Below are 26,136 nucleotides of genomic sequence, written 5' to 3' on the forward strand. Positions count from 1 at the left end.
CGCATTTATGGTTTCAAAATTACTAGAAATATCAAACCTTAATCTTCCAAATGAGCTTAAAGAAATAGATGAAGGGTTTAAGTATTGGCTTAATAAATCTAAATATAGAAAAAATAATAAGATAAAATATTTTTTAAGGAAAAGATCTGATTCACTAGATAGATTTTTATGCTATTTATGGAAAAAAAATAATCTACATGAAGCCCTTAACATTGGTTTATTTGCTGTGGGAGGTTATGGCAGAAGAGAATTACATCCTTTCTCAGATATTGACCTATTGATTCTTTCAACTAAAGAGATTGAAAAAGAAATAGAAAAAAAAATTGAAAAGGTTATTCAAGCAATATGGGACCAAGGCTTTACTGTAGGTCATAGCGTAAGAACATTGAATCAAGCAAAAAAACAATCCTTTGTAGATCTCAGTACTGCTACTAATATGCTTGAGTCTAGGATTCTATACGGACAATTAAATATACAAAAAACACTAGAAAAAATAATTACCTCTTCAAGTATGTGGAAAGGAAAAAAATTTCTAGAAGCAAAAATACAAGAGCAAAATGAAAGACACAATAAATTTGATAATACTGAATACAATCTAGAACCAAATATTAAAAGTTCTCCCGGAGGCTTAAGAGACATTCAGGTTATTTCTTGGCTGATGCTTAAATACTCGACCAGGACTGATCTGAAATTAGTAAAACCAAAAGAAGTTCTGACAAAATCAGAAAGATTAGAATTAATAAATTCAAGGAATTTTATATGGGTTATAAGATATCTACTTCATATGGTATCGGGTAGAGAAGAAGATAGATTATTGTTTGGAAATCAGATAATTTTGGGTAGTCAATTATTTCCACAAATTTCTTCTGAGCATGAAGCTGCTGAAAAGTTAATGAAAAAGTACTATCAGTCGGCTTTTAACATCTCTGAAATTAATAATACAGTTGTCAAATCTTTTAAAGAAAAGATTATGTATAAAAGCAGAGCTAACTTTCGTAATATTCATGCAAGATATATAGAAAAATATAATCTAATAGAACTGAAAGATAATGTCTCCATCAAGAAAAGTTCCTATGTCTTATTAGAGATATTTCTTAAGCTTTGCAAAAATTCCCATTTAGACGGAATAGGACCTAATACACTTAGAAGGCTAAAAGAAAATAGGCATTTAATAAATAAAAATTTTAGAGAAAATAAAAGAAACTCAAATTTATTTATGCAAATACTGAGATCACCTAGACTTATGGTCACAGCATTAGAGGAAATGAATAGATTAGGTATTCTTGGAAGGTACCTACCTGAATTTGGAAGAGTAATGGGACAAATGCAATATGATCTTTTTCATATATATACTGTCGATGCTCATACTATAGAAGTTTTAAGAAATATGAGGAGATTATTTCTTGGAAATTCTAAAGATTTATACCCTTTGGCCTCCTCTATTATTCATGAACTTCCAAAGTTAGAAATCTTATATATAGCCGGCCTTTTTCATGATCTAGGAAAAGGAACTGGAAAAAATCATTCCCTAGAGGGAGCTAAGAAAGTTGAAGAATTTTGCAAAAAGCATGGGCTTAATTCCGATGAAACAGCTTTAGCTTCTTGGCTAGTAAGTAACCATCTACTAATGTCCACCACTTCTCAAAAAGAAGATCTTTCTGACCCTAATATAATAAATCAATTTGCAATAGTTACAGGTAATGTTACTAAATTACACTACCTATATTGTCTGACAGTTGCTGATATAACGGCAACAAACCCTTCCCTATGGAACAATTGGAAAGCCACTTTATTGAGAGAGTTATTTTATAAAACCAGAGATTTCTTAGAAGGTAAACACAAAAACATAGATGAAAAAAATTATAGTGAATTAATAAAACTTGAGGCTGCTAATGAACTGATAAAAAAAGATGTTTTGTCTAAAAATAAAATAGAACATATATGGAAAAATTTTTATACTTCTTACTTTAAGGATATGGATACTAGTACATTAGTTTGGCACACAACTGAATTACATAATAAATTAGGAACAACAAGTTTAGTAAAAGTAAAAATATATCCTAATCTTAGTAAATTAGAAACTTCGCAAATAATGATCTATACAAAAGATAGGCCTAATGTATTTGGAACTATAGTAAGTATTCTAGACAAAAATAATTTACAGATATTTGATGCAAAATTACATGAAACAAAAGATGGAAATTGCTTAGATTCAATAACTGTCTCCGACCAAAACGGGAACCATATCAACAATGATTCAAAACTTATAAATGAACTCAAAAAGCAACTTACCGAATCATTGGATGCTGAAAAACTTAAAAAACAAAAAACCTCTAAACGCTTTACAAATAAACTTCATAATTTTAAAAAAAATACAGTTATAGAAATTAAGCATGATATGAAAAACAGATGGACTCAAATAGATATTGATACTCTAGATGGACCTGGAAAGTTAATGACTATAACGAATATACTAAATGAACATAAGGCATCAATAGTAAGAGCTAGAATTAGTACCTTGGGTGAAAGAGTGGAAGACAGATTCTGTATTATGTCTGCAGAAGGAACTCCTTTTGTAAAACAAAAAGAACTTAATAAATTGATTGAGAACCTTAAAAATAGCCTAGATGCAAAATGAACCATAAATTAGATAATCTATCTGAATATCCTTTCTTTTTTCTAAATGAATTATTGGCTAATGAAAAACCTAGTTCTAAAGAGCTCTTTAACCTATCAATCGGAGAACCAAAAAATGCTCCTCCTTCAGAAGCCTTACAAATATTAAAAGATAAAGGTTCGACCCTTTCACAATATCCTACTATGAAAGGAATAGACATATTAAGAGAATCTTTCTGCTCTTACCTCCAAAAACGTTTTGACCTTAAAAAGAGTCCTGATCCTAATAAAAATGTATTACCCCTTAGTGGAACGAGAGAAGGACTTTTTTCATTTATACAATATGTGGTCAACACAAAATTAGAAAACCCAACTGTGGTTATGCCTAATCCGGTTTACAAGATATATGAGGGCGCTTCTATATTAGCTGGTGCAAAGCCATATTTCTTAAATTCAAATAAAGAAAATAATTTTAAACCTGATCTAAAATCTGTTCCAAAAGAAATCTGGAAAGACTGCCAATTATTAATCTTATGCTCGCCGTCAAATCCAACGGGCTATTGTATGAATCTAGATGAATATAGATATGCTTTATCTTTGGCTAAAAAATATGATTTCATGATCTGTTCCGATGAGTGTTATACAGACTTATATCCTTCTAATCAGTCCGCTCCAAGTAGTGCAATAGAGCTATCAGAATTTAGTTCAGATTACTCTCGAATTGCCACCTTTCATAGCCTCTCTAAAAGGTCTAATTTAGCTGGATTAAGATCAGGTTTTATAACTTCAGATGAGTTGACTATTAAAAAATTTCTTTTATATAGAACATATCATGGAGTGGCCATGCCTCTACCCTCTCAATATGCAAGTGCTTGGGCTTGGGAAGATGAAAACCATGTCGCAACAAATAGAAGAAGTTATGACAAGAAATTTGATATGTTTTTAAGCACTATAGATTCAAGAAGTTCAATAAGAAGACCACCTGGTGCCTTTTATATTTGGTTAGAAACTCCTTATTCTGATAAATTATTCACAAAGAACCTCTATAAGAAACATGGAATTATAGTGCTTCCAGGAAGTTATCTTGGAGTAGAACAAGACAAGATAAATCCCGGAAAAAACTTTGTGAGATTAGCCATAGTTCACAATAATAAAACAATTCAAATTGCTGCCCAAGCAATAAACGAAATGTTGAATGGTTAAAAAAAATTTAAAAGAGAGAGTCAAAAAATACCCATATAACTCTCTAGTACTTATAATACTCAAATGAATATTTTCCCTGTAATTGCTGTAGGAACTTGTACGACTAGTCTTGGTGGAGAAATCCTTGATGTTCGATATGAACTAATACAATTTAAAGATGAACCAAGAGAATTTCCACCAACTGACGTGGGCCATCTATCTCACTTCCATTTTGATGATACTCTTGAGCAATACAAGGAGTGTAAAAGCTTTTCTGAAGAAGAGATGAAAGATTGGTATTGGAGAAATCTTGATGATGGTTCCATTATAGATCATGAAGGCTCAGAAAAGCCCGATAACTATATGGAAGGAAGAGTCTGCATAATTAATCTAATAGAAAAGGATGAGCCAATACGAACTATAGAGGATGCTTATCTGAAGCTTTATCTCTTGTCACAAAAGCATGCCAAACCAAATTCTATAAATCTAGATGGAATTTTTAATGCATTACCTAATGTTGCTTGGACCAATCATGGTCCAATGGATCCTGAGGAACTAGTTTATCCAGGTAATCAGAGCAAATTAAAAGAGAGATATGATTACCTATACATAAGATCATTAGATAAATTCCCTTGTCTAACAGATTACGTTATACCTCCAGGTGTTAGAATTGCAGATGCATCCCGAGTTAGGCTAGGAGCATACTTAAGTGAAGGGACAACTGTTATGCATGAAGGTTTTGTGAACTTCAATGCAGGAACCCTCGGTCCAGCTATGATAGAAGGCAGAATATCTGCCGGAGTGGTTGTTGGAAATAATTCAGACTTAGGAGGAGGATGCAGCACCATGGGAACTCTTTCAGGTGGAAACGATATAAAAATATCAGTTGGTGAAGATTGCCTCTTGGGAGCTAACTCCGGACTTGGAATACCTTTAGGAGATAGATGTATTATTGAAGCTGGATTATATTTAACTGCTGGTTCAATAGTTGAACTCTTAGATAAAGATAATAATCTGATCTCAACTTTGAAAGCTTCTGAATTATCCTTCCAACCTGACCTTTTATTTATAAGGAACTCTTTAACTGGAACAATTCAGTGCAAACCTAATAAAAAGACTGTTGTTCTTAATGATCAACTCCATAATAACGACTAGTTATTGTTATGGATACAACAATACAACTAGCTAAAGAACTAATTTCTAGGGCTTCAATTACGCCTTTAGATGAAGGCTGCCAAGACCTAATTGCTAAACGGTTAAAGAATATAGGTTTTAAAATAGAACAAATGCCATTTGGTGAAGTCTCTAATTTATGGGCAACCTATGGAAGTGAAGGTCCTTTATTAGTTTTATTAGGGCATACTGATGTTGTGCCTCCTGGTTCCCTAGAAGACTGGAAAAAAGATCCTTTTACTCCGGCAGAAGATGACGGATTATTATATGGAAGAGGAGCTGCAGATATGAAAGGAAGTATTGCGGCTTTCGTTACAGCTATAGAAACATTATTAAGCAAGGAGCCAAACTTAAAAGGGCGAATTGGTTTAATGCTTACTAGCGATGAAGAGGGTCCTTCTGTAAACGGAGTCAAAAAGATAATTAATGAATTAAAAAATAGAAATGAAAAAATTCATTGGTGTCTCGTAGGTGAGCCTACAGCAGACATTGAAGTAGGTGATGTTATTAAAATTGGGAGAAGAGGATCAATTGGTGCCAAAATTATAATCGAAGGAATTCAAGGGCATATTGCTTATCCACAAAAAGCAAAAAACCCGATACATGCTTTTGCTGATGCTCTAAGTGAAATTACAAAGCTTGAATGGAAAGACAATACCGGAAAATTTCAAGATAGTATTCTTCAGGTATCAAATATTAATGCAGGAACTGGCTCTTCAAATGTTATTCCAGGAAACCTTGTTTTTGATATTAATGTTAGGTTCTCTCCTACCACTTCCTCAGAAGAAATTATTCAATCTGTAGAGAATATATTAAATAAATATTCTCTAGATTTTAAAACTGACTGGAAAGAAAGCGGTCTGCCGTTCTTAACAACGAATCAAACTCTTATTAACGCAGTCAAAGATTCTATTGAAGAAATTACGGGTTTAAAACCAAAAGAAACTACAGATGGTGGGACTTCAGACGGAAGGTTTATTGCTCCAACTGGATCCGAAGTAGTAGAACTTGGACCAGTAAATGCATCTATTCATAAAATAAATGAGTGTGTAAGCATTAAAGATCTTAAAATTCTTAGTGAAATATATGAAAAAATTATTTTGAAAATTCTTACTTAAGAATTGAGAGTTATTTTTATTAACTGTCTTTTATCAAACTTTCCAGATAATTTAGAAAAGAAATTTATTAATTTCCATTGATAACCATATTTATGACCAAATCCAGAATAACCTAATTCTTCTATATCTTTGCCTGAGACTAGTTGAGCTGAAGCACTAGCCCATTTACCTAAATTACTGCCTCTAACATCACAAGAAGCAATCCTTACATTAGAAAAATTTCTTATTCTTTTAACCTTTCCAGCTTGTCCTGCAGAAAATATAAAAAAACTATTTGTTTCCTCATTAAATGAGAACCAAACGGGGGTGTTCACATATGATCCATCTCTTTTTTTCGTTCTTAAACTAAGATACTTTTCTTTGTCTGAGATCATAATATTTCACTCCTACTAATTTTAATCTTCTTTAGCTTTTATAAAATATGAGAGCACTATTAAGACTAATGCAATTACTAAGTAATATTGGATCATAAAATTAAATACTGGCGAGATAGTTCTTAAACCGGCATCTATAGCCTCACCACCCAGAAGACCAGCTAAGACTCCTCCTATAGCACTTGCTAAAAACCATAAACCAAACATTTGCCCCATATATCTCTTTGGACCATACTTAGAAAAAGCTGAGAGTCCTATAGGAGATAAAGCTAGCTCTCCCCATGTTTGTAATAAGTAAGTTAAAATAAGCCATTGCATAGCTACTGGAGCAGATTTTAAAGCTATTTCAACCGCAAAAATCATCACTACAAAACTGAGTGCCATAAAGAGCAATCCAATGGCAAACTTTATAGGTAAATTTGGATTTAAATTGATACGGCCTAAATGAGCCCAAATTCCTGCAAAAATTGGAGCAAAAATAACAACAAACATAGGATTGGCAAATTGAAGCCACCCGACTGGGATAATAAAGTTGCTAATTGATAAATCTGTATAGTCTCTTGCAAAAATACTTAATGAACCTGCAGATTGATCAAAACCAGCCCAAAATGCAGCAGCCCCTATGAATAAAATAAACAGTAAAATAAGATTCTTTCTTTCATTAGAATCTAACCCAGCAAGCAAAAAAAGATATATAAAATAGAGGCCTGCTATTATGGTGAGGAAGTAAGCAAAATACTCAGCAAAGAACCTTGGGTCAAATGCAATAAAACCAAATAGTCCTGCACCTATAATTAAAAACATCCCTATTAAAGAAATATACATATAGTTTGCTAGCTTTAACCTTTTATCTTCTTTCATTTCATTTGGATTCATTCCAGCTTTTCCTAATAAATCACGGTGTTTAATAAACTGCCAAACACCAAAAGTCATGCCAACTCCAGCAGCTCCAAAACCCCAATGCCATCCAATTTTTTCACCAAGATAAGAACAAATTAAGAAACCTAAAGTTGAACCTATATTGATGGACATATAGAAAATCGTGTAACCCGCTTCTCTTTTTTCATCTAAGTTGTTATATAGTTCACCAACAATAGTAGAAATATTTCCTTTTAATAATCCAGTTCCTAAGACAACTAAGATTAACCCTAAAAAGAAAGTACTATCCAAAGGTATTGCTAAAGTAAAATGACCTAAAGCTATGATAATTGCGCCTATTAGTACAGCTTTCTGATGACCTAAAATATTGTCAGCTATCCAGCCTCCTGGAACAACCATAAAATAAACCATACCAACATATATTCCATATATAGCCTGAGAATCTATTTGAGACCATCCCAGTCCTGGATTAAAACCTGTCACTGACCCAGTCATATAAAGAACCAATAAAGCCCTCATGCCATAGTAAGACATTCTTTCCCACATTTCAGTCAGAAATAAAGTTCTTAACCCAATTGGATGCCCAAAAAAATTTTTTTCTAAGCTATCTGAAGTACTTTTACTCATATTTTCAATATAATTCTATAAATAGAATAACTAATATATTCCTTAGAGCAAATTTTATATGAAAGAAGTTGGATTTTTTAGAAGAATTTTTTCATTATTTTATGACACGATGATAATTGCAGCGATCATTTTTTCACTAACACTGCTTCTCGTTGTTGTAAATGGAGAATCAATCAAACCTGGGTCGTTATTAAGTTTTGCACAATTATTAATCATCGTATTCACTGGACCAGTTTTTTATTCCTATTTTTGGATGAATAATTTTGGGCAAACTATAGGAATGCAAGCTTGGAAAATAAGGTTAGTTAGTAACTCAGAAGAGAATCTAGAATTAAAACAATGCATTGTGAGATGCCTAGGATCTTTAATAAGTTTTGGTTTTCTAGGATTAGGATATTTTTATATTTTTTTTGATGCTAAGAAAAGATCTTGGTCTGACCTAATCTCAAAAACAAATATTATTAAAGAACTAAGCTAGAGCCTCTTAAGACTAAAACTTGATATTATTAGTATAAATAATATTGGCGTAAAAATAGCCCAGAAAGCTGTTAAGTCTGTAACTAAACTCATGCTTCCAAAAAGTTTTTGTAATAAATCTAATCCCAAGGCAATACTTATACCCATAATTAACCTCAAGCCACTTTTGTTCTCCCGCATTGGCCCAAAAAGTAAACTGGCAGCTAGAAGTAAAAGGCTAAAAGTTGAAATTGGTTGTAATAACTTCTTCCAAAATTCTAAAGAAGCTTGATTTCTCTTCGACTTTATTTTCTCTACTTCTAATCTTTCTCGCAACTCACTTATGGATAAATACCTATGCGATAAGATGGGTTTAAGCTCAAATTCCTGAGGTCCTACTTTCCACTCCCCTTTTCTATTAACCAAATCATAATTTGGAGATTCGTGATTATCAAAATTTATATTTTTGAGTTGCCATATATTATTAATATAACTAGCTGAATCTGCCTTAATAATTTCTTTAAGTTGATAATTATCATTTAAATCATAAATTGTTATACCCTCTAGAAATTGCTCATTAGGAATTGAAGAAATATGAATAAACTGTCTTTCCTTATTTATCCAATATCCTGTATCTAGATTGGTGCCATCTCGAGCTATAGCTCTTTCCTCTTCTGCTTTTTGTGATAACTGAGGAATCCATAATTCAGACGATATTAATCCAACTAAAACAATTATCAAGACTGGTCTAAAAGAAGCTAAAATTATTTGAAAGAAACTTTTCCCCAAGACTCTTGAAGCCATTATTTCTCCTTGATCTATTAATGCTCCTAAACCAATTAATGTTCCTACAAGGCAAAAATAAGCAGACATATCATAGATTCTATAAGGCATTATCTGAATGCAATATTTCAAAGCATCTATAAATAAATATGAAGAATTAATTTCACCTAATTCACCTAATAAAAGAAAAAGTAAATCTAAAGAAGAGATAGCTAGAGCTACCAAAAAATAAGCTTGAAGGATTTTCATACTTATATTCAATTCAATAATATCTCCTATTAAATTTTTAATCATCACGAGCCCTGAATCTCTCTTTTTAATAAATAAAACCCAAAAAATAAAAAAAGTAGATGTGTTGCTACCAAACTAATAAAACCATTTAAGTTCCCTTGTTCAAGCCAACTTTTTCCTAATATCAAGAAACTCAAATATATTATAAATATTAGTAAAGCTGGAAATACTTTTCTATACCTACTCTGTCTAGGCTCAATTTTACTAAGAGGGATTGCTATAAAAGAAATTATTAAAGTAAAAAGAGGTAATGAAATTTTCCATTGCCAATCACTAAGTAAATCAAAATTGACATTATTTTTAGTATTTAACTTTCCATTTGATAAATTATCGTCCTCTGTCTGAAAATTAATCGTTAATTGATCAAAACTTAAATTTATTTTTTGTGTAGCTGATTTACTAAGGGAAGTGCCCTCCTCTAGAATAAAATTATTCTTAATTTCATTGAAATAAGCACTTTTAGAAAAAATAACAATACTCTCTTTAATATCATCATTTCCTGAGGATCTTATAAAGACTTCATTAAAAGACATTTCATCTTTCTCTTTAGCAAAAAATACTCCTTTATTATTAAATTCATGAAAAATATCTGGCTCTAAGTTAGATATTTTTTCAGCGAACGTTTTGTCAGTTTTAATTTCATTTGCATAAGTATTTGATATTGGAGTAAGCCAAAAACTTAAATACCCTATAAACAAACTAATTAAGATAGATAAAATAATCACAAGACGGAACAGGTAAAGTTTACTAATTCCGCATTGGTGCAAAATTACCATTTCATTATTTGAATGAAGTTGTCCAAAGAATAAAATAATGGCTAAAAAGAATCCAAACGGAAGTATAAGCTGAATAAACTCTGGCAAACGAAAGGAAATTAACCAAAATACCAATGCTGGATCAATCTCACCGTGAACTGATTGCTCCAGATATTGAATTGAACGAGAGGTGATGACAATAAAAAGAAAAACTAAGCTAACTGCCGCAGTATATGAGAAAATGCTTTTTATTAAATAGTTTCTTAAAATCATCTATTTATGTTTCGTCTTCAATATTTTAGTTTGCATTGATTATACGAAATAAAATAATTATAAGTTATAGTTATTAAATTATGCACTAGGGCAAGTAATTAACCCAATATATTAAATCAAAATCTTTAAAATATCAGGAGTAAAAGATATGAAAAAACGTCTAATATTAGATTTTAAATCAATGAGTATTTCAGAAGTTTCCTCAATTAAGTCAGGATTACTCATTGGAGGATGCTATGAAGGTAAAGATCCAGGAAGACTCATAAATGTTATAAATAAAGCTTCTAAGGGTCTTATTAACAAGCTTTTGAAAAGAGGTGATCACAAAGGGATAACTGGCTCTTCATTTTCTATCCCAAGTTTAGATGGTATCAATTCAGAAAGACTAAGTTTAATTGGATGCGGGAAAAAAGATCACAAAAAAAATACTCAAGAAATGATCAAAATCATTTCTAATACTATTCACGCAGCAAAATATAGTGGCACGTCAAATGCCTATATTGTTTTACCTAAACTAAAATCAGAAGATCATGAAGATAAATGGATAGCTTATCAAATTGGAATGTTAGCAGAGAGTATTTGCTATATTTATGAACCCAAAATAGGCAAATCAAATACAAAAAAAATAAAACTAAAAAAAATTACAGTAGCTTTTGTAGAAACAAAAAATAAAATCTCTGATTTGAAAAAGAATCTTTTAAAAGGACAAATAACTGGCCAAGGCATGAATACCGCAAAGGACTTAGGTAACCTCCCGGGTAATGTTTGCACTCCTAGCTTTATGGCTAAAGAAGCTAAGGCAGCTGGAAGGAAATATAAAAACTTGACTTGCAAAGTTCTTGGGGAAAAAGAAATGTCTACCCTAGGTATGCATTGCCTGTTGTCCGTTGGCCAAGGAAGCAAGGAAGAATCTAAACTTATCACTTTAAATTACAAGGGGTCCACAAAGAAAGAAACTCCTTTTGTCTTAGTCGGGAAAGGAATCACTTTTGATACAGGAGGTATTAGCTTGAAACCTGGAAATGCTATGGATGAAATGAAGTATGACATGTGTGGAGCTGCAAGCGTTATTGGTACACTTCAAGTAATTGCTGCTATGCAACTTCCCATCAATGTCGTAGGAGTTATTGCTGCTGCTGAAAATATGCCAGGTAGCCAGGCTACCAAACCTGGAGATGTAGTAAAGACCCTATCAGGAAAAACTGTAGAAGTCCTTAACACTGATGCCGAAGGAAGATTGGTATTAGCAGATGCTCTTACTTACGTAAAAAGATTTAATCCAAAAACGGTCATAGATATAGCAACTTTAACAGGCGCTTGTGTAGTTGCCTTAGGTAACTATACTTCAGCAGTTCTTTCAAATGATGATAACTTGGCACAAGAGATTCTTAATTCAGGAAAAAAATCAGGAGATAGAGCTTGGCAACTTCCTTTATGGGATGAATATCAAAAGGACATAGAAAGTAATTTTGCTGATATAGCCAATATAGGAGGAAGAGCTGGAACTATAACTGCTGCCTGTTTCTTATCTCGTTTCAGTGAAAAGTATATTTGGGCTCATTTAGATATAGCGGGAACTGCATGGGTTCAAGGAAAGATGAAAGGAGCTACTGGAAGACCTGTACCTTTATTAACTGAATACCTATTGAATCAACTAAGTTAAATATGCAGAAAGTTGAATTCATGCCTGCTGGAAAGGATAAGCAGACGGCTATTGAATTTGTCTGCAAATTAACGGGCTCACTATACTTAGGAGAAGAACAGGATATTTCTGTAGGTTCAAAAATTAATATAAGGTGTGAATCTGCCACAGAGGCCGATATCATGAATGAAAAGATGTGGGTATATCCTAAAGAGTTAGTGCTACCTCATAATATTGCTAATCAAAATAAAGAAGACTTCCCTATTCTTATTAGTTATCCAGGTTTAAAAGTTGATACTAATTTATATAATATTTTAATAAATTTAAATCCTGACCTACCACAAGATATTAAGGCCTATAAAAAATCTATTCAGATAATAATTGAGGACAAAGCTGAATTAAGAAGGCGAGCTGCAGAGAGTTGGAAAGCATGTATCAAAGCTAATATGAATCCAGAATTAATAAAACTTTAATGGAAAAAAACTTTAACCCTCATTTGGTTGAGTCTTCTTGGTATAAAAGGTGGGAAGAAGATGGACACTTTAAAGCTAATCCACAAAGTAAGAAAAAACCTTTCACTATAATGATTCCCCCTCCTAACGTGACTGGCACCTTGCATATGGGGCATGGTTTCCAGAATAGTCTAATTGACACCTTAGTTAGATATAAACGAATGGATGGATATGATGTTCTATGGCAAGTAGGAACAGATCATGCAGGTATAGCTACTCAATTGATAGTTGAAAGACAACTAGAACTAAAAGGTATCAAAAAGGAAGATTTAGGTAGGGAAAAGTTTATAAAAGAAGTATGGAAATGGAAGAATACTTCTGGAAATATTATTACGCAACAACTTAGGAGATTAGGGGCCTCTGTAGATTGGTCTAGAGAAGTATTTACTATGGATAGGAGTATGTCTGAGAGCGTCCAAAAGGTTTTCATAGACTTGCATGAAAAAGACTTAATTTATAGAGGTGAAAGACTTATAAATTGGGACACTTCTCTACAAACAGCTGTTTCTGATCTTGAAGTTGATTCCGTTGAGGAGGCAGGATATTTATGGACAATAAAATATCTACTTTCAAAAGGAGGAGACTTGCATGTTGCTACCACTAGGCCAGAGACCATGTTTGGAGATGTTGCAATTGCAGTTCATCCTAAAGATAAGAGATATAATAAATATATTGGTGAAAGAGTATTAATTCCAATACTAAATAAAGAGATACCTATAATTTCAGATGATTATGTAGATAAAGAATTTGGAACAGGATGTTTAAAAATTACACCTGGACATGATTTTAATGATTATGAAGTAGGTAAAAGGCATAACTTATCCCCTATAAACATACTCAATAAAGATGGAACTCTAAATAACACCGTCCCAAAAGAATATCAAGATCTAAAAATATTAGAAGCTAGGAAGAAAATTATTTCTGACTTAAAAAAATCTAATCACATAGTTGAAATAAAAGACCATAAACTCATAATTCCTAGAGGAGAGAGGAGTGGGTCTGTTCTAGAACCAATGTTAACTAAACAGTGGTTTCTTAATGCTAAAAAACTATCCATAAAAGCCAAATCTGTAGTTAGACAAAATAAAACAAAGTTCATACCTAAAAACTGGGAAAATACTTATTTTGCTTGGATGGATAATATTCAAGATTGGTGCATAAGTAGGCAACTTTGGTGGGGTCATAGAATACCTGCTTGGTACGACTCGAAAGGTAATGTTTATGTTGGAAAGAATGAGAAAGAAGTTAGAAAAAAATATAAAATTGGAAATAAACTTGCCTTGGAAAGAGATCAGGATGTTTTAGATACTTGGTTTTCATCCTCATTATGGACTTTCTCCACTCTAGGTTGGCCTAAAAGTAACCTTCTGCTCAAAAGATATCATCCTACAAATGTCTTAGTAACCGGCTTTGATATCATCTTCTTTTGGGTAGCAAGAATGATTATGATGACTACTTACTTCTTGAAAGAAGTTCCTTTTCAGGAAATCATAATCCATGGTCTAGTAAGAGACTCTGAAGGGCAAAAAATGTCAAAATCTAAGGGAAATATTATAGACCCCCTCGATGTCATTGATGGAATAGAATTAGATTCTCTTTTAGAAAAAAGCACTAAATCTTTATTGCAGCCAAAGATGAAAGATGGGGTAATAAAAAATTTAACTAAGAAATTTCCCAATGGGATTAAAGTTAATGGGACGGACTCACTTCGTCTCACTTTTTGCTCTCTTGCTTCAGGAAGTAGAGATGTTAACTTTGACTTAGAGAGAGTTGAAGGATATAGAAACTTTTGTAATAAACTTTGGAATGGAGCTCGGTTTCTCAATCTAAAGTTAGAAGACTTCAATCGACTACCGAAGCCTAATTCATCGGATAAAATTGATCTGTGGATGGAAACTAAGTTAAGAGAAACTACAAAAAGAGTTAGAAAAGCATTTGATACTTATCGTTTTGATCTAGCTACACAATATATATATGAATTTATTTGGAATGATTTTTGTGATTGGTATTTAGAATTCATAAAAATTAAATTAAAAGATAAGTCTTATTCTGAACACAATAAAAAAATAACGCTAAGCTTTGCTTTTAGTATCTTAGAAAAAACTCTTAGATTGGCTCATCCTTTGATGCCATTTATAACAGAAGAAATATGGAATCAAATAAGGCCTATACACAAAAGTAAACTAAAGAGCATTATGATAAGCCCTTATCCAAAAGAAACAAAAAAAGAGAACTTAAAGATATCAAAGGACATAGAGTGGCTAAAAGAGGTTATCTCTGGGATTAGAAATATAAGAGGCGAACTTAGAATTAAACCATCTCTAAAGATAAATTGTTTACTCCAAAATGGTACAAAAAGAGATCAAAATTTAATAAAAGAATTTGAGAAATTTATTATTTCTCTAACGGGACTGAAAAACTTAACCTGGATTTCTATTAAAGGAACTGCACCTGCTTCCTCAGTTAAAGTGATGGGAAAAATGAAGATACTAATCCCGCTTGAGGGAATAATTGATCCATCAGAGGAAATAGAACGACTTTCTAAATTAATAAACAAACTTAATACTGAAAGTGGGATGTTAAGTGCTAAACTGAAAAACAAGAAGTTTATTGAGAACGCTCCAAAAGAATTGGTCTTAAAAGAAAAAAATAGATTCAATCAATTAGACAATGAATCAGCAGAACTAGAATTGAAACTCCTAGAGTTAAGAAATTCTATTTAAATAAGAAATTTAACATAAATGTTCTATAATCTAATTCTTGGAGATTTTTTATGTTATTTCGTTCCTTTATTACAAGTGGTTTGTTAGCTCTTATTTTTACTGGAGTTATCTTCTTTTCTTCAATTATGGGCATAAAAAAAGAAATTCTCCTTGTATGGCCAAATTTTTTCATTATATCTTGGTTGATAGCTCTTTTATCAATAGGTGGATTCTTTTATGGCAGGAAACTTAAGAGAACATGGAAGAAAGAAACCGGTACGATTAAATGGTTTGACCCTAGTAAAGGTTATGGATTTTTAATAAGAGATAAAGGTGGAGACTTATTTGTTCATTTCAAATCTGTAAATGAAAAAGATAGAAGAAAATTAAAAGAAGATACTAGGGTAAAGTTCTCAGTGGAGACAAAGGAAAAAGGTCCTCAGGCAGAAAATATAGAGATTATTGAATAAAGCTCTAAAAGCTTCTTTCTAGAAACCAGAAAGTTCCTACACCAACTAATAAACACCCCATATAAGGTCTAAATGACGAAGGAAGATTCATTATTTTTTTATTAAATATGAAACTTATAAATAAAATAAATCCTATAATCAATAATTGCCCTAATTCTACTCCTAAATTAAACCCTAAAAGGGCATTTAAAAACCTACTCTCTTGAAAACCCACTTGAGACAAATAACCACCAAAACCAAAACCATGAACTAGGCCAAATAATGTAGTTATAAATAAAGATAGTCTTACTTTCTCAATTGTTACAAGATATAAATAAGTTAAAGAAAAGATACTTAAACCAATAAGCCCCATTAAAGATATATTTATATTTAATGAGAAAATTAATAAAAATAATATCCCCCAAAAAATACTTAGACATTTCAGATAAAAATATGTTTGACCTGTTTCTTTCAAAATCAACTCCAGCGCAATAAGGGCTATAGAAAAGCCTATAACAGCCTCTACCCAATTAGTCATAGGTGTTACAAATCCTAAAACTCCTAGAACTAGAGTTAAACTATGACCTATAGTGAATCCTGTTACAGCAATAAATAAACTTTTAAGTCTTCTATTTAATAAAATTAAACCTATTAAAAAAGCTAAATGATCAAAGCCTGAAGAAATGTGTTGTAAGCCCAATAATAAATAATCTAAGAAAGAAGTTCCTTGAAAACTCTTATCATTCTCCATCTTAAGAGAAGTATGCCGAGAAGAAGCTGTAAATAATATTTCTGGTAACTCCATTGAATCTAAAGTAAATCTTGCAATATGCGAATGGGATAAATCTTGATCAAAAAAAGTATTATTATCTATCTCAGTAATTGGCTCTTCACAAGAATAGTGCCAAGAAATATTAAAAGACCCATTTTGATTCGATATAAAAGATTCAATATCTTTACTTGAAATACAATTGCTTGGTAAAACAAACCCTTCTAACACCTCTTTAATTATTCTAGACTCCCAATCCCCTAGAAGATCAGGATACATCTTTGCTAAAACTGTTAATTTTACTGTGAAAGTAGCAGTTATAACCTGAGACTTATCCAATTCAGACTGAGTTATAGACCACTTAGAAAAGGATTCACTTCTTTGATGAGATGACAAATTAAGTGAAAGAAAAACTATTGAAATAAATAAAAGAAATCTTAAACTCACTAACCTTCAACTCCTTTCCTTTTTATGTCATACCATTTTTTTAAATTATCTATATAAGATCTCAAAGAATTATCATCTCTACGTTTCATAAATTCCGCTTTTATTTGATCTCTAGATACCTCAAAAGTTGGAAAAGGAGAATCCTGTTTATCTACTAAGTAGATAATTCTATAACCATTTGAAACTTTTTTTGGAGATGTAAATTCTCCGGGCTTAAGAGATTTTGCTAACTTCATCAAAGAAGGCCCTATGTACTCTCTTACCTTGGCTAAAGTCATCAACACATCTGGAATCTGTAATGTTGCCTGATCAGCATTTAAAGAAACCTCCTCGAAAGATTTACCTCTTTGGAGTTCAAAAAATGCTTTATCCGCTTTAATCAATGACTCATTTGTATTTCCTCTGAAATATAATTGCCTTACTCTTAATTTATCAGAACTCCTAAAAAAATCTTTGTTTTCATCGAAGAACTCTTTGAGTTCATTTTCTTTAATCGGTATTAAGGCATTATCAGATATTATTGAATTAATAATCTGCTGGATTATGGTACCTCTAATGACAGTATTATTACTCAATAAACCTAAATCAACTGCTCTTCTTATTAGCAGTTCCTCTTCTATCATCCTTTCCAAAACATATAACTTATCATCCTTAGTAAGGCTATTTGATTTGTCTTTACTTAGACCTTCCATTTGAAGTAAATATTTAGCTTTACTAATAGGAATATCATTTACTTTTGCGACCCAATTATCATTAGTGAAATTAGTTTCTTTTATTAAGGAATAAGCTACAAAAAAAATGCTTAAAAACATAATAATCAACAAAAAAGAATTAACTGATTTTTTTTTCATTTTCAATCTAAAACCATATTGATGTGAGGTATTCCATCCTCTAAATAAGCAGATCCAGAGATTTTGAATCCAAAATATTCGTAAAAACCTACCAACCTTTTCTGGGCACCAATTCTATTTCCTTGATTTGGATAAAGTTCCATTGATTTCTTAATGCCTTTTTCTACTAATAACTTTCCAAGACCCATTCCTCTGAAATTAGCTTTTAAAGATGTGACTACTCTAGCTATTGAAGGTTCTTTAAATTTGACGTCAGGAGAGATTAATCTAAGGTAAGCTACCAACTCATCAGAATTATCTAAACCCATCAAATGAAAACTTAAATTATCAATACCATCTAAATCTTGATAAATACATTCTTGCTCTACGCTAAATACTTCTATTCTTAATTTTAAAATAGAATACAACTCATCTGCTGTTAATGCTTTGAATTCCTTCCATACCCAATTTATTTCTTCTTTTTTCAAAATACTTTAAGGGCAAGGGTTAGGACAACTTAAATGAATATCATTAATCTTTTTTATAATTTCTTTGGATAACGAAACTTCATGACTATCTATGGCTATTTTTAACTGGTCTAAATTTGTTGCTCCTATAATATTTGATGTAACAAAAGATTGATGATTAACAAAAGCGAGGGACATTGTTACAGGATCTATATTTGAATCTGAGGCCAAGTCTAAGTAGTCTTGAATTATTCTTTCAGCATGGGTTGTTTCATACCTATCTCCTCTTTCAAATAGGGTAGTTCTTGCACCTGCGGGTCTAGCACCATTTTGATATTTGCCACTAAGATAACCTTGAGCAAGCGGAGAATAAGCAAGTAAGCCAACATTATCTCTATAAGAAAACTCAGATAAACCATTTTCATATACTCGGCTTAATAAATTATAAACATTCTGAACAGAAACCACTCTAGGCAAAGAGAATTCATCTGCTGATTTCAAAAATGATGCTAACCCCCAAGGAGTTTCATTTGATAAACCTATGTGCCTTATTTTACCTTGAGTTACTAGATCACCTAAGGCTCTTAATGTCTCTGTAGGATGGATCGCATTATCGAAATCTATATGCTTGTAACTCAGCCCTCCAAAAAGGTTTATAGGCCTATCAGGCCAATGAAGTTGGTAGAGATCAATATAATCAGTGCCTAGCCTCTCAAGGCTGCTATTTACTGCCTCTTCAATGCAAATCTTATCTAATTGATTAGGGCCATTTCTAAACCAATTTAGATCAGTCCTTCCCACTACCTTTGTTGCAAGAATTATCTTATCTCGATTACCTCTCTTTTTTAACCAAGAGCCTATATATTTCTCAGTTAAACCCTGAGTTTCAGGTTTTGGAGGAATGGGATATAGTTCTGCTGAATCAAAAAAATTTATCCCATTATCTAAAGAATAATCCATCTGAAGATGTGCTTCTTTTTCAGTATTTTGCTCGCCCCAAGTCATAGTTCCTAAACAAATTGAACTTACTTCAAGTCCTGTATCACTTAATTTTCTATATTCCATGAAATTTTTTCTCCATTGGCTTATTATGGCTTTATATTAATAAAAAAATAGATTCTAATGACAGATCAAGAAAATATATACAACTTTTCGTGTTTAAATAACAAAGGTGAAGAAAAACTTTTGTCTGAGTTTAGTGGCGAAGTCCTTCTTATTGTTAATACAGCGAGCAAATGTGGCTTTACCCCTCAGTATGCTGGCTTAGAAAAACTATTCCAAAAATACAAAGAAAAGGGATTCCAAATCCTAGCTTTCCCTTGTAATCAATTTGGTGGCCAGGAACCGGGAAATGATCAAGAAATAGAAGATTTCTGTTCTTTAAATTTTAATACAAGTTTTCCACTTTTTTCTAAAATAGAAGTTAATGGGGATAATGCACACCCCCTGTTCAAATATCTAACTTCAAGCATGCCAGGAATTCTTGGGACAGAGTCTGTTAAATGGAACTTTACTAAGTTCCTTATAAACAAAGATGGAATTCCTGTAGAAAGGTTTGCTCCAAATACTTCTCCTGAAAAAATAGATATGGAAATTAAATCTTTATTGAATTAATATTTTCTAGTCTATTAAATAGTTTTTCCAAGTTTTTTTTAGCTTTTTGGTCATTATGATTGCGTCTTCTCTTTTTGGACCTAATTTGTAATAATCTTTTCTTAGAGAAAGGTTTTTAAACCCCTGTGATTCATATAATGATATTGCCCCTATATTTGATTTTCTGACCTCTAATATGATTCTCAAGCAACCCATCGCTTTCGAGGCAAATAAGATTTGATCTAAAAGATCTCCACCTAGACCTATTCTTCTATACTCTTCACTTATCCCTATATTCAAAAGATGAGCTTCATCTAGAGCAATAGACTGAATAGCAAAACCTGTAGGTTTGTCATTATAGAGTTGCAATAAACAATAATGATTCCTTTCTAGACAATCTTCAAAATTTCCTTTGGTCCATGGATGTGGGTTTGAACTCTCTTCTACCTCTATTAAGAAAGGAAGATCTTCAGAAGTTACATATCTATAGGATATTTCTTTTTTATCCTTATTTATCATTATTCATTACCTGGATTCATTAAAGATAAAAACTTTAATTTACTATCTTTAGAGGACCATACTTCTTCAATAGAATTAAATGTATCGCATTTCTCAAAAGCATCTTTATAAGAATCTAAAATTTCAGAAGAAGATTTAGAAAAAATAAATAAATTTAGGGGAAACTCGGGCATATGATTTAACTCTACTTCAGAAATAGGATCTTTAGAAATATCTAGATATGCATTTAAAGAAGCTATAAACCTTTTATACTGAGATAGATTAATAAAATCTTTGTATTCCAAGATAATTAAAATTGATGAATTACCAAAGTAAATCAAACTGTCTTCAGAAATAGAAGTTTTTTTAAGTTTCCAAAAAATAAAGCCTAAATCAGTAAAATCTTTTTTAAGTTTAGCGTTCATTATTAATGTAAGACTTGGTCAATAAAATTAAATTATGCATTAAAATCTGCTCATAGCATTATAATCTATTTAGAAATGACAAAATTTATTAATAAATCCTCAAATAAATATAAGCCTTTTAAGCCAATTGATCTTAAAAAAAGAATGTGGCCAAATAATTCTATTGGTAAAAGCCCTACGTGGTGCAGTGTCGATTTAAGGGATGGGAACCAATCTCTAATAGAGCCAATGGGTCTCGAAAAGAAACTTAGAATGTTTAATTTGCTATTAAACATTGGATTTAAAGAAATTGAAGTAGGCTTTCCTTCGGCATCTCAAACAGATTTTGACTTTGTAAGAAAAATTATTGATGAGAAATTGATACCTAAAGATGTAACCATACAAGTTTTAACACAAGCAAGAAAAGAGCTTATCAAAAGAACTTTTGAGTCTCTGGAAGGCTCAGATAATGCAATTATCCATTTTTATAATTCTACATCTGCCCTTCAAAGAAGGGTCGTCTTTAATTCAGATAAAAAAGGGATTATAAAAATAGCCACCGAAGGTGCTGAGTTAGTAAAAAAGATCGCTTCTCTAAATAATTCTACAAATTGGTCATTTGAATATAGTCCTGAAAGTTTTACTGGCACTGAGCTCCCATTTGCTTTAGAAGTATGTAATAAAGTAAATGAGATCTTAGAACCAACTGAAGATAAGAAATCAATTATTAATCTTCCAGCAACTGTTGAATTATCTTCTCCTAATATTTATGCAGATCAAATAGAGTGGATGTGCCAAAATATCAAAAATAGAGAAAAGGTAATAATTAGCTTACATCCTCATAATGATAGAGGTTGCGCAGTAGCAGCTACAGAATTAGGGGTCATGGCAGGTGCAGACAGAATAGAAGGAACTTTATTCGGAAATGGAGAAAGAACTGGTAATGTCGACCTAGTGACTTTAGCGCTGAATATGTTAACCCAAGGAGTTGATCCTCATCTGAACCTTTCAAATATCAATAGCATCATGAGAGAAGTTGAATATTGCAATCAACTACCAGTTCATCCTAGACATCCATATGCAGGAGACTTAGTCTTCACTGCCTTTTCAGGATCACACCAAGATGCAATAAAAAAAGGATTAAGTGCAATAAGAAACTCTAATGAACCAGTATGGGAGGTTCCTTATTTACCAATAGATCCAGAAGATGTTGGTAGAACTTATGAAGCCGTAATTAGAATCAACAGTCAATCCGGGAAAGGAGGAGTGGCATATCTTTTAGAAAAAGATCATGGTCTTAGTATGCCTAGGAGGCTTCAAATTGAATTTAGTCAGCATATTCAAAAAATAGCTGATAAATCAGGAAAAGAAGTATTACCTGAAATTATATGGGATTCTTTCCAAGAAAATTACTTATCAAATAAGAATTTATATTCTTTTATAGAGCATCAAATTAGTTCTTCGTCTTTAGATGGCAAACAACTTGATGAACTAGTTGTAAAACTTGAAAAGAATAAGGAGACTTTAGAAATTCAAGGCTCAGGGAATGGTCCTATTGATGCTTTTATTCAAGGCTTAAATAAGAAAATGGAAGTAGAACTCAAAGTTTCAGATTACCATCAACATGCCATAAGCTCTGGAGCTGATGCAAAAGCTGTAGCATATGTAGAATTATTTAAAGATGGGTATAGTGCCTGGGGAGTTGGTATAAATTCTAATACTGTTATCGCCAGCTTAGAAGCTGTCATTAGCGGATTAAATAGACTCTGATACTTAACTAGTCATAAAAATGACTCCCAAAAGTAAAATAAAAGGGAATATCATAGCCGCTTATGGCGGATTAGCACTTCCACTAGCAATGATAGGCTACCCAATTGCGATATGGCTGATACCTTTTTACTCAGAAGTAACTAAATTCCCCCTAGCTTTACTTGCTGATATTTTATTATTTGCAAGATTCACTGACGTAATTACAGATCCTGTTATTGGACACTTATCTGATTCTACTAATACTCCCTTTGGCAGAAGAAAACCATGGATTTTATTAGGCTTACCCTTAATGATGATTTCGGTATATTTTTTATTTTCTCCTCTAGAAAATTTAAGTATCTATTATTTTCTAATTTTCATTGTTTTAATGTATTTAGGATCTACTCTCATTGGGATATCTTACAACGCATGGGGAGCTGAAATTTCTCCTGTATATCATGAGAGATCAAGAATAACTGCAGGGCGAGAAGTATTCACTCTTATTGGACTTTTGCTTTCTGCCCTAATTCCATTAGCAGTAGAGGTATCTGGAGCAGGTGTAACTATCTATGAAGGAATGACAAGAATGATAAGTGCTGTTTTCTTTTTTAAGGATTTTAATATTGGATATGATCTAAGGAATATTCTTCATTTCATGGGCTTGGGTATAGTTATATCCTTACCAATATTTGCATTCATCGCTTTAATTAGAGTTAAAGATCCAATGCCTAATATAGAAAATAGAACTTCATTGAAAGAAGGGCTAAAGATAGCTTTAAAAAATACTTTAGTTGTAAAGATTATCCTCATTACGTTCTTAGTAATAGCTGGTGAAAGCTTTAGAAACACATTATCTCTATGGTTTATGCGGGATGTGATAGGTGTTGAAACTATAGGGGCAGCCTATGCACGTTATTTCATCTCTGGATTAATTGCTATACCTTTCTGGCTTTGGTTAGGTAAGAAAATTGGAAAGCATAAAGCCTTTTCAATAACATTAATAACAACAGCATTGATAAGCTTCCTTAATTTCTTTTTAGATAATGGGGACTTTGTCTTTTTTCACTTCTTATTTCTTTTAAAGGGAGCATGTTTCGGAGGACTGCAATTCCTGCCTATTTCTATGTTAGCAGATGTAATAGATACTGATTCATTGAAATCAGGAGAAAAAAGAGCTGGAAATATCTTTGCTTTAAATGGAATGATTTTAAAAATTGCTGCCATGCTAGCTATTTGGGCTGCAGTAAGACTAGTAGATTTTTTTGGGTTTAACCCTGGAGTCATAAATACCCAAGAAGAACTGTTAGGACTTAGAATACTTTACACTATGGGGCCCAGCATCTTCTTTTTACCAGCTTTATATCTGAGTTGGTCGTTCCCATTAACAAAAGGAAAACATGAAGAGATAAGAAAAGAACTTTCTAATCAGAAAACTTAGGCTTCCTTTTTTCTATAAAAGCTTTAATGCCCTCTACATTATCAGGAGTACCAAATAACCTATTTTGTTCTTTAGCTTCAGCTAAATATGTTTCCAGATATGAACTGTCTATCGAAGCTCTCATAATATCTTTGGTTGAGCTTAATGCTTGAGGAGACTTTAAAGAAAGTATTTCAGCCCAAGAAATTGCTTCTTCCAATAAAGACTCTGATGGAACTACCTTATTAGCTAATCCTAACTCTAAGCACTTAGAAGCTGATAATCTTTCTCCTTCTATAGCAATTTGATAAGCTAATTTATAACCAATAGTGTTTGATAATAACCAACTTGCGCCCCCATCAGGTATAAGACCTATATTACTAAAAGCCTGAAGAATATATGAGTCTTCTGCCATAATAGTCAAATCACAAGCCATTGCATATGCGCTTCCTACTCCTGCCGCACCTCCATTTACAGCTGATATGACTGGTTTTGACATTTGCATTATATTTTTTAAACTTGGAAGATATCCTTTCACTAAAGCTTCTTCAGTATCTTTCCAATTAGCATCTTTTTCACTTAGATCTGCTCCTGCACAAAAACCTAAACCAGTCCCAGTAAGGACTAAACAACGTATTGATTTTTCCTCTTTCACAACCGATGTGGCTACTTCAATATCTTCTACCATCTGCCTATTAAAGGCATTTCTCTTTTCAGGTCTATTAAAACTTATGACGGCGATATTATTCTTAATTTCAAATAACAATGTTTTAAAATCCATATTTACTCCTTAAATTATTCTATTATCTTTCCAATTTAGCAAAATACTCTGCCCGCCCTTCTCTACATAAAACTTTTCATCTATCCATAGATTTGCAATAGCAGCCAATTGTCCATCCAAATATATTAAAGGAAGCCTATTTCTTTCCCAGGGAGGTGTTCTTTTTTCTTGGAATAGACTCTTTAAAGATTTTGAGCAATTCCTTCCAAAAGGTCTAATTATTTCTCCACCTTTTCTAATTTTAACCTCTACCTTTAATTTCTTATCATATTTTATACCATCTCCCTTTTGCCTAATCCCTGTAAGCTCTCCCGTGGGAAATTTAAGAGGAGAAAGTAAATCCCATAAATAAGTGTCATGCTTAGAAACCTGAATATTTTGATATCTAATAGCATGCAAATATCCATCATACTTTCTCACTTCGATGGAATTTCTTTGGTTAATCTTTCCTATAGATACTTCAGATGAAATATTATCACCTGATAAAATAATATTTTCGCAAATTTTATTAATAATTTTAGATTCAACATACTTCTGAGTTATTAGCCACACCCAGCGATGCAGAAGATTTCTCATTCTAGATTTATTTAATTTTTTTAATTTAGAAATAGACAATTTTGCAAGCTTATCTTCTTGAGTCATTTGTATATCTTGATCTGCTATATCATTTAAAATCTCTTGAGTATCTCTTGCTCTTTCTGAGAATCTTTTAAAAGAGTCTTGATAGCTTGGCCAGCGTTCTTCTACAATGGGTAATATCTTCTTTCTTATAAAGTTTCTATCAAATCTTAAATCTAGATTAGTATCATCTTCTACCCAATTCAGTTTATTTTGAATTGCATATTTCTTAATATTCTCCTTAGTGACTCCAAGTAATGGCCTTAGGATGGACTTATTTTTATATATTGTTTTTTTTGGGATACCTTTCATCCCATTTATACCTGACCCCCGTATCAATCTAAATAATATTGTTTCAGATTGATCATCCTGATGATGAGCTGTACAAATAACATCTCTAGACTCAGCCCAGTCACAAAGAAAAGCATACCTTTTATCTCTCAAAGATTCCTCATTTAAATGTTCATTTAATTTACTAGGTATCTGCCAAGAAATGAAATGAACTCCCAAATCATCTGCAATTTCAGCACAATGTTTTTCCCATAAATCAGAGGAGTTTGAGACTTTATGGTTAACATGTAATGCATAAATAGATGATTTATTTACAGATTTAGTAATTAAGTCTAAAAGAACATGAGAGTCTAACCCTCCAGAAAAAGCTACTCCTATTCTTGTAAAGGTCTTTAACTCTTTTAGAGTTAGAGGTTCAATTAGAGAAGCCATGGATTAAA

24 protein-coding genes are annotated in these 26,136 nt (G+C 32.1%); 12 read left to right on the forward strand and 12 right to left on the reverse strand.

The window, feature by feature from the left end; translation table 11 throughout:
• Positions 1 to 7 precede the first annotated feature (7 nt).
• The 4 genes from glnD to dapE all read left to right on the forward strand — a co-directional run bounded on the left by glnD (position 8) and on the right by dapE (position 6,089).
• Complete coding sequence (gene glnD, locus P8J93_05030; protein ID MDG2061161.1) at positions 8 to 2,638, forward strand: [protein-PII] uridylyltransferase; 2,631 nt, start codon at positions 8 to 10, stop codon at positions 2,636 to 2,638.
• Complete coding sequence (locus tag P8J93_05035; protein MDG2061162.1) at positions 2,635 to 3,819, forward strand: aminotransferase class I/II-fold pyridoxal phosphate-dependent enzyme; 1,185 nt, start codon at positions 2,635 to 2,637, stop codon at positions 3,817 to 3,819. The genes glnD and P8J93_05035 overlap by 4 nt, the downstream gene beginning before the upstream one ends.
• Before the next feature lie 63 nt (positions 3,820 to 3,882).
• Positions 3,883 to 4,953, forward strand: a complete 1,071-nt coding sequence (locus P8J93_05040) for a tetrahydrodipicolinate N-succinyltransferase N-terminal domain-containing protein (protein ID MDG2061163.1) — start codon at positions 3,883 to 3,885, stop codon at positions 4,951 to 4,953.
• Between the two features lie 8 nt (positions 4,954 to 4,961).
• Positions 4,962 to 6,089: a succinyl-diaminopimelate desuccinylase gene (dapE, locus tag P8J93_05045; protein ID MDG2061164.1), complete on the forward strand. Its 1,128-nt coding sequence runs from the start codon at positions 4,962 to 4,964 to the stop codon at positions 6,087 to 6,089.
• On the opposite strand, the gene P8J93_05050 is transcribed toward dapE, so the two are convergent.
• Positions 6,086 to 6,463 (reverse strand): PPOX class F420-dependent oxidoreductase, encoded by a 378-nt coding sequence (locus P8J93_05050; protein ID MDG2061165.1) that lies wholly within the window; start codon positions 6,461 to 6,463, stop codon positions 6,086 to 6,088. The genes dapE and P8J93_05050 overlap by 4 nt on opposite strands.
• A gap of 21 nt (positions 6,464 to 6,484) precedes the next feature.
• A complete protein-coding gene (locus P8J93_05055; GenBank protein MDG2061166.1) occupies positions 6,485 to 7,969 on the reverse strand; it encodes an oligopeptide:H+ symporter in 1,485 nt (494 codons plus the stop codon).
• Between the two features lie 58 nt (positions 7,970 to 8,027).
• On the opposite strand from P8J93_05055, the gene P8J93_05060 reads away from it, so the two are divergent.
• Positions 8,028 to 8,447, forward strand: coding sequence for an RDD family protein (locus tag P8J93_05060; GenBank protein ID MDG2061167.1), 420 nt, complete (start codon positions 8,028 to 8,030; stop codon positions 8,445 to 8,447).
• On the opposite strand, the gene P8J93_05065 is transcribed toward P8J93_05060, so the two are convergent.
• Entirely contained in the window at positions 8,444 to 9,502 is a 1,059-nt protein-coding gene (locus P8J93_05065; protein ID MDG2061168.1) for an LptF/LptG family permease, read from the reverse strand. The two genes, P8J93_05060 and P8J93_05065, sit on opposite strands and share 4 nt — an antisense overlap.
• Positions 9,502 to 10,527 (reverse strand): LPS export ABC transporter permease LptF, encoded by a 1,026-nt coding sequence (gene lptF, locus P8J93_05070; protein ID MDG2061169.1) that lies wholly within the window; start codon positions 10,525 to 10,527, stop codon positions 9,502 to 9,504. Before lptF ends, P8J93_05065 begins: the two co-directional genes overlap by 1 nt.
• A gap of 148 nt (positions 10,528 to 10,675) precedes the next feature.
• Here lptF and P8J93_05075 point away from each other — a divergent pair, with 148 nt between their 5' ends.
• The 4 genes from P8J93_05075 to P8J93_05090 are packed head-to-tail and all read left to right on the forward strand — an operon-like array spanning position 10,676 to position 15,853.
• Positions 10,676 to 12,190: a leucyl aminopeptidase gene (locus P8J93_05075; protein ID MDG2061170.1), complete on the forward strand. Its 1,515-nt coding sequence runs from the start codon at positions 10,676 to 10,678 to the stop codon at positions 12,188 to 12,190.
• A gap of 2 nt (positions 12,191 to 12,192) precedes the next feature.
• Entirely contained in the window at positions 12,193 to 12,642 is a 450-nt protein-coding gene (locus tag P8J93_05080; GenBank protein MDG2061171.1) for a DNA polymerase III subunit chi, read from the forward strand.
• Positions 12,642 to 15,404, forward strand: coding sequence for a valine--tRNA ligase (locus P8J93_05085; GenBank protein ID MDG2061172.1), 2,763 nt, complete (start codon positions 12,642 to 12,644; stop codon positions 15,402 to 15,404). Before P8J93_05080 ends, P8J93_05085 begins: the two co-directional genes overlap by 1 nt.
• A gap of 50 nt (positions 15,405 to 15,454) precedes the next feature.
• Positions 15,455 to 15,853, forward strand: a complete 399-nt coding sequence (locus tag P8J93_05090; protein ID MDG2061173.1) for a cold shock domain-containing protein — start codon at positions 15,455 to 15,457, stop codon at positions 15,851 to 15,853.
• Positions 15,854 to 15,857: 4 nt separating this feature from the next.
• Here P8J93_05090 and P8J93_05095 read toward each other — a convergent pair whose 3' ends face one another.
• From P8J93_05095 to P8J93_05110, 4 genes are read right to left on the reverse strand one after another with little or no spacing between them, the layout of a single operon-like run.
• The gene (locus P8J93_05095; GenBank protein MDG2061174.1) at positions 15,858 to 17,048 is read right to left on the reverse strand and encodes a HupE/UreJ family protein; all 1,191 of its coding nucleotides are present in this window, start codon (positions 17,046 to 17,048) and stop codon (positions 15,858 to 15,860) included.
• A complete protein-coding gene (locus tag P8J93_05100) occupies positions 17,048 to 17,899 on the reverse strand; it encodes a peptidyl-prolyl cis-trans isomerase (GenBank protein ID MDG2061175.1) in 852 nt (283 codons plus the stop codon). Before P8J93_05100 ends, P8J93_05095 begins: the two co-directional genes overlap by 1 nt.
• 2 nt (positions 17,900 to 17,901) lie before the next feature.
• Complete coding sequence (locus P8J93_05105) at positions 17,902 to 18,366, reverse strand: GNAT family N-acetyltransferase (protein MDG2061176.1); 465 nt, start codon at positions 18,364 to 18,366, stop codon at positions 17,902 to 17,904.
• Positions 18,367 to 18,372: 6 nt separating this feature from the next.
• Positions 18,373 to 19,410, reverse strand: coding sequence for an NADP(H)-dependent aldo-keto reductase (locus P8J93_05110; GenBank protein ID MDG2061177.1), 1,038 nt, complete (start codon positions 19,408 to 19,410; stop codon positions 18,373 to 18,375).
• A gap of 57 nt (positions 19,411 to 19,467) precedes the next feature.
• Here P8J93_05110 and P8J93_05115 point away from each other — a divergent pair, with 57 nt between their 5' ends.
• The gene (locus P8J93_05115; GenBank protein ID MDG2061178.1) at positions 19,468 to 19,959 is read left to right on the forward strand and encodes a glutathione peroxidase; all 492 of its coding nucleotides are present in this window, start codon (positions 19,468 to 19,470) and stop codon (positions 19,957 to 19,959) included.
• 6 nt (positions 19,960 to 19,965) lie between these two features.
• Here the strand turns inward: P8J93_05115 and rimI are convergent, their stop codons facing one another.
• The gene (rimI, locus tag P8J93_05120) at positions 19,966 to 20,457 is read right to left on the reverse strand and encodes a ribosomal protein S18-alanine N-acetyltransferase (GenBank protein ID MDG2061179.1); all 492 of its coding nucleotides are present in this window, start codon (positions 20,455 to 20,457) and stop codon (positions 19,966 to 19,968) included.
• Positions 20,457 to 20,861 (reverse strand): hypothetical protein, encoded by a 405-nt coding sequence (locus tag P8J93_05125; GenBank protein ID MDG2061180.1) that lies wholly within the window; start codon positions 20,859 to 20,861, stop codon positions 20,457 to 20,459. The genes rimI and P8J93_05125 overlap by 1 nt, the downstream gene beginning before the upstream one ends.
• A 75-nt stretch (positions 20,862 to 20,936) precedes the next feature.
• Here P8J93_05125 and leuA point away from each other — a divergent pair, with 75 nt between their 5' ends.
• The gene (gene leuA / locus P8J93_05130) at positions 20,937 to 22,610 is read left to right on the forward strand and encodes a 2-isopropylmalate synthase (GenBank protein ID MDG2061181.1); all 1,674 of its coding nucleotides are present in this window, start codon (positions 20,937 to 20,939) and stop codon (positions 22,608 to 22,610) included.
• A 19-nt stretch (positions 22,611 to 22,629) separates the two neighbouring features.
• Positions 22,630 to 24,027 (forward strand): MFS transporter, encoded by a 1,398-nt coding sequence (locus P8J93_05135; protein MDG2061182.1) that lies wholly within the window; start codon positions 22,630 to 22,632, stop codon positions 24,025 to 24,027.
• Here the strand turns inward: P8J93_05135 and P8J93_05140 are convergent.
• The gene (locus tag P8J93_05140) at positions 24,011 to 24,787 is read right to left on the reverse strand and encodes an enoyl-CoA hydratase/isomerase family protein (protein ID MDG2061183.1); all 777 of its coding nucleotides are present in this window, start codon (positions 24,785 to 24,787) and stop codon (positions 24,011 to 24,013) included. The genes P8J93_05135 and P8J93_05140 overlap by 17 nt on opposite strands.
• Positions 24,788 to 24,796: 9 nt before the next feature.
• Positions 24,797 to 26,128, reverse strand: coding sequence for a tRNA lysidine(34) synthetase TilS (tilS, locus tag P8J93_05145; GenBank protein ID MDG2061184.1), 1,332 nt, complete (start codon positions 26,126 to 26,128; stop codon positions 24,797 to 24,799).
• Positions 26,129 to 26,136 lie beyond the last annotated feature (8 nt).

The organism is SAR86 cluster bacterium (assembly GCA_029268615.1).
Lineage (GTDB): Bacteria > Pseudomonadota > Gammaproteobacteria > Magnimaribacterales > Magnimaribacteraceae > JAQWNM01.

Bases quoted from the DNA above. Each gene is read 5' to 3' on its own strand.
- glnD (MDG2061161.1), top strand. From the start codon at position 8: ATGGTTTCAAAATTACTAGAAATATCAAACCTTAATCTTCCAAATGAG.
- P8J93_05035 (MDG2061162.1), top strand. From the start codon at position 2,635: ATGAACCATAAATTAGATAATCTATCTGAATATCCTTTCTTTTTTCTA.
- P8J93_05040 (MDG2061163.1), top strand. From the start codon at position 3,883: ATGAATATTTTCCCTGTAATTGCTGTAGGAACTTGTACGACTAGTCTT.
- dapE (MDG2061164.1), top strand. From the start codon at position 4,962: ATGGATACAACAATACAACTAGCTAAAGAACTAATTTCTAGGGCTTCA.
- P8J93_05050 (MDG2061165.1), bottom strand. From the start codon at position 6,463: ATGATCTCAGACAAAGAAAAGTATCTTAGTTTAAGAACGAAAAAAAGA.
- P8J93_05055 (MDG2061166.1), bottom strand. From the start codon at position 7,969: ATGAGTAAAAGTACTTCAGATAGCTTAGAAAAAAATTTTTTTGGGCAT.
- P8J93_05060 (MDG2061167.1), top strand. From the start codon at position 8,028: ATGAAAGAAGTTGGATTTTTTAGAAGAATTTTTTCATTATTTTATGAC.
- P8J93_05065 (MDG2061168.1), bottom strand. From the start codon at position 9,502: ATGATTAAAAATTTAATAGGAGATATTATTGAATTGAATATAAGTATG.
- lptF (MDG2061169.1), bottom strand. From the start codon at position 10,527: ATGATTTTAAGAAACTATTTAATAAAAAGCATTTTCTCATATACTGCG.
- P8J93_05075 (MDG2061170.1), top strand. From the start codon at position 10,676: ATGAAAAAACGTCTAATATTAGATTTTAAATCAATGAGTATTTCAGAA.
- P8J93_05080 (MDG2061171.1), top strand. From the start codon at position 12,193: ATGCAGAAAGTTGAATTCATGCCTGCTGGAAAGGATAAGCAGACGGCT.
- P8J93_05085 (MDG2061172.1), top strand. From the start codon at position 12,642: ATGGAAAAAAACTTTAACCCTCATTTGGTTGAGTCTTCTTGGTATAAA.
- P8J93_05090 (MDG2061173.1), top strand. From the start codon at position 15,455: ATGTTATTTCGTTCCTTTATTACAAGTGGTTTGTTAGCTCTTATTTTT.
- P8J93_05100 (MDG2061175.1), bottom strand. From the start codon at position 17,899: ATGAAAAAAAAATCAGTTAATTCTTTTTTGTTGATTATTATGTTTTTA.
- P8J93_05110 (MDG2061177.1), bottom strand. From the start codon at position 19,410: ATGGAATATAGAAAATTAAGTGATACAGGACTTGAAGTAAGTTCAATT.
- P8J93_05115 (MDG2061178.1), top strand. From the start codon at position 19,468: ATGACAGATCAAGAAAATATATACAACTTTTCGTGTTTAAATAACAAA.
- rimI (MDG2061179.1), bottom strand. From the start codon at position 20,457: ATGATAAATAAGGATAAAAAAGAAATATCCTATAGATATGTAACTTCT.
- P8J93_05125 (MDG2061180.1), bottom strand. From the start codon at position 20,861: ATGAACGCTAAACTTAAAAAAGATTTTACTGATTTAGGCTTTATTTTT.
- leuA (MDG2061181.1), top strand. From the start codon at position 20,937: ATGACAAAATTTATTAATAAATCCTCAAATAAATATAAGCCTTTTAAG.
- P8J93_05135 (MDG2061182.1), top strand. From the start codon at position 22,630: ATGACTCCCAAAAGTAAAATAAAAGGGAATATCATAGCCGCTTATGGC.
- P8J93_05140 (MDG2061183.1), bottom strand. From the start codon at position 24,787: ATGGATTTTAAAACATTGTTATTTGAAATTAAGAATAATATCGCCGTC.
- tilS (MDG2061184.1), bottom strand. From the start codon at position 26,128: ATGGCTTCTCTAATTGAACCTCTAACTCTAAAAGAGTTAAAGACCTTT.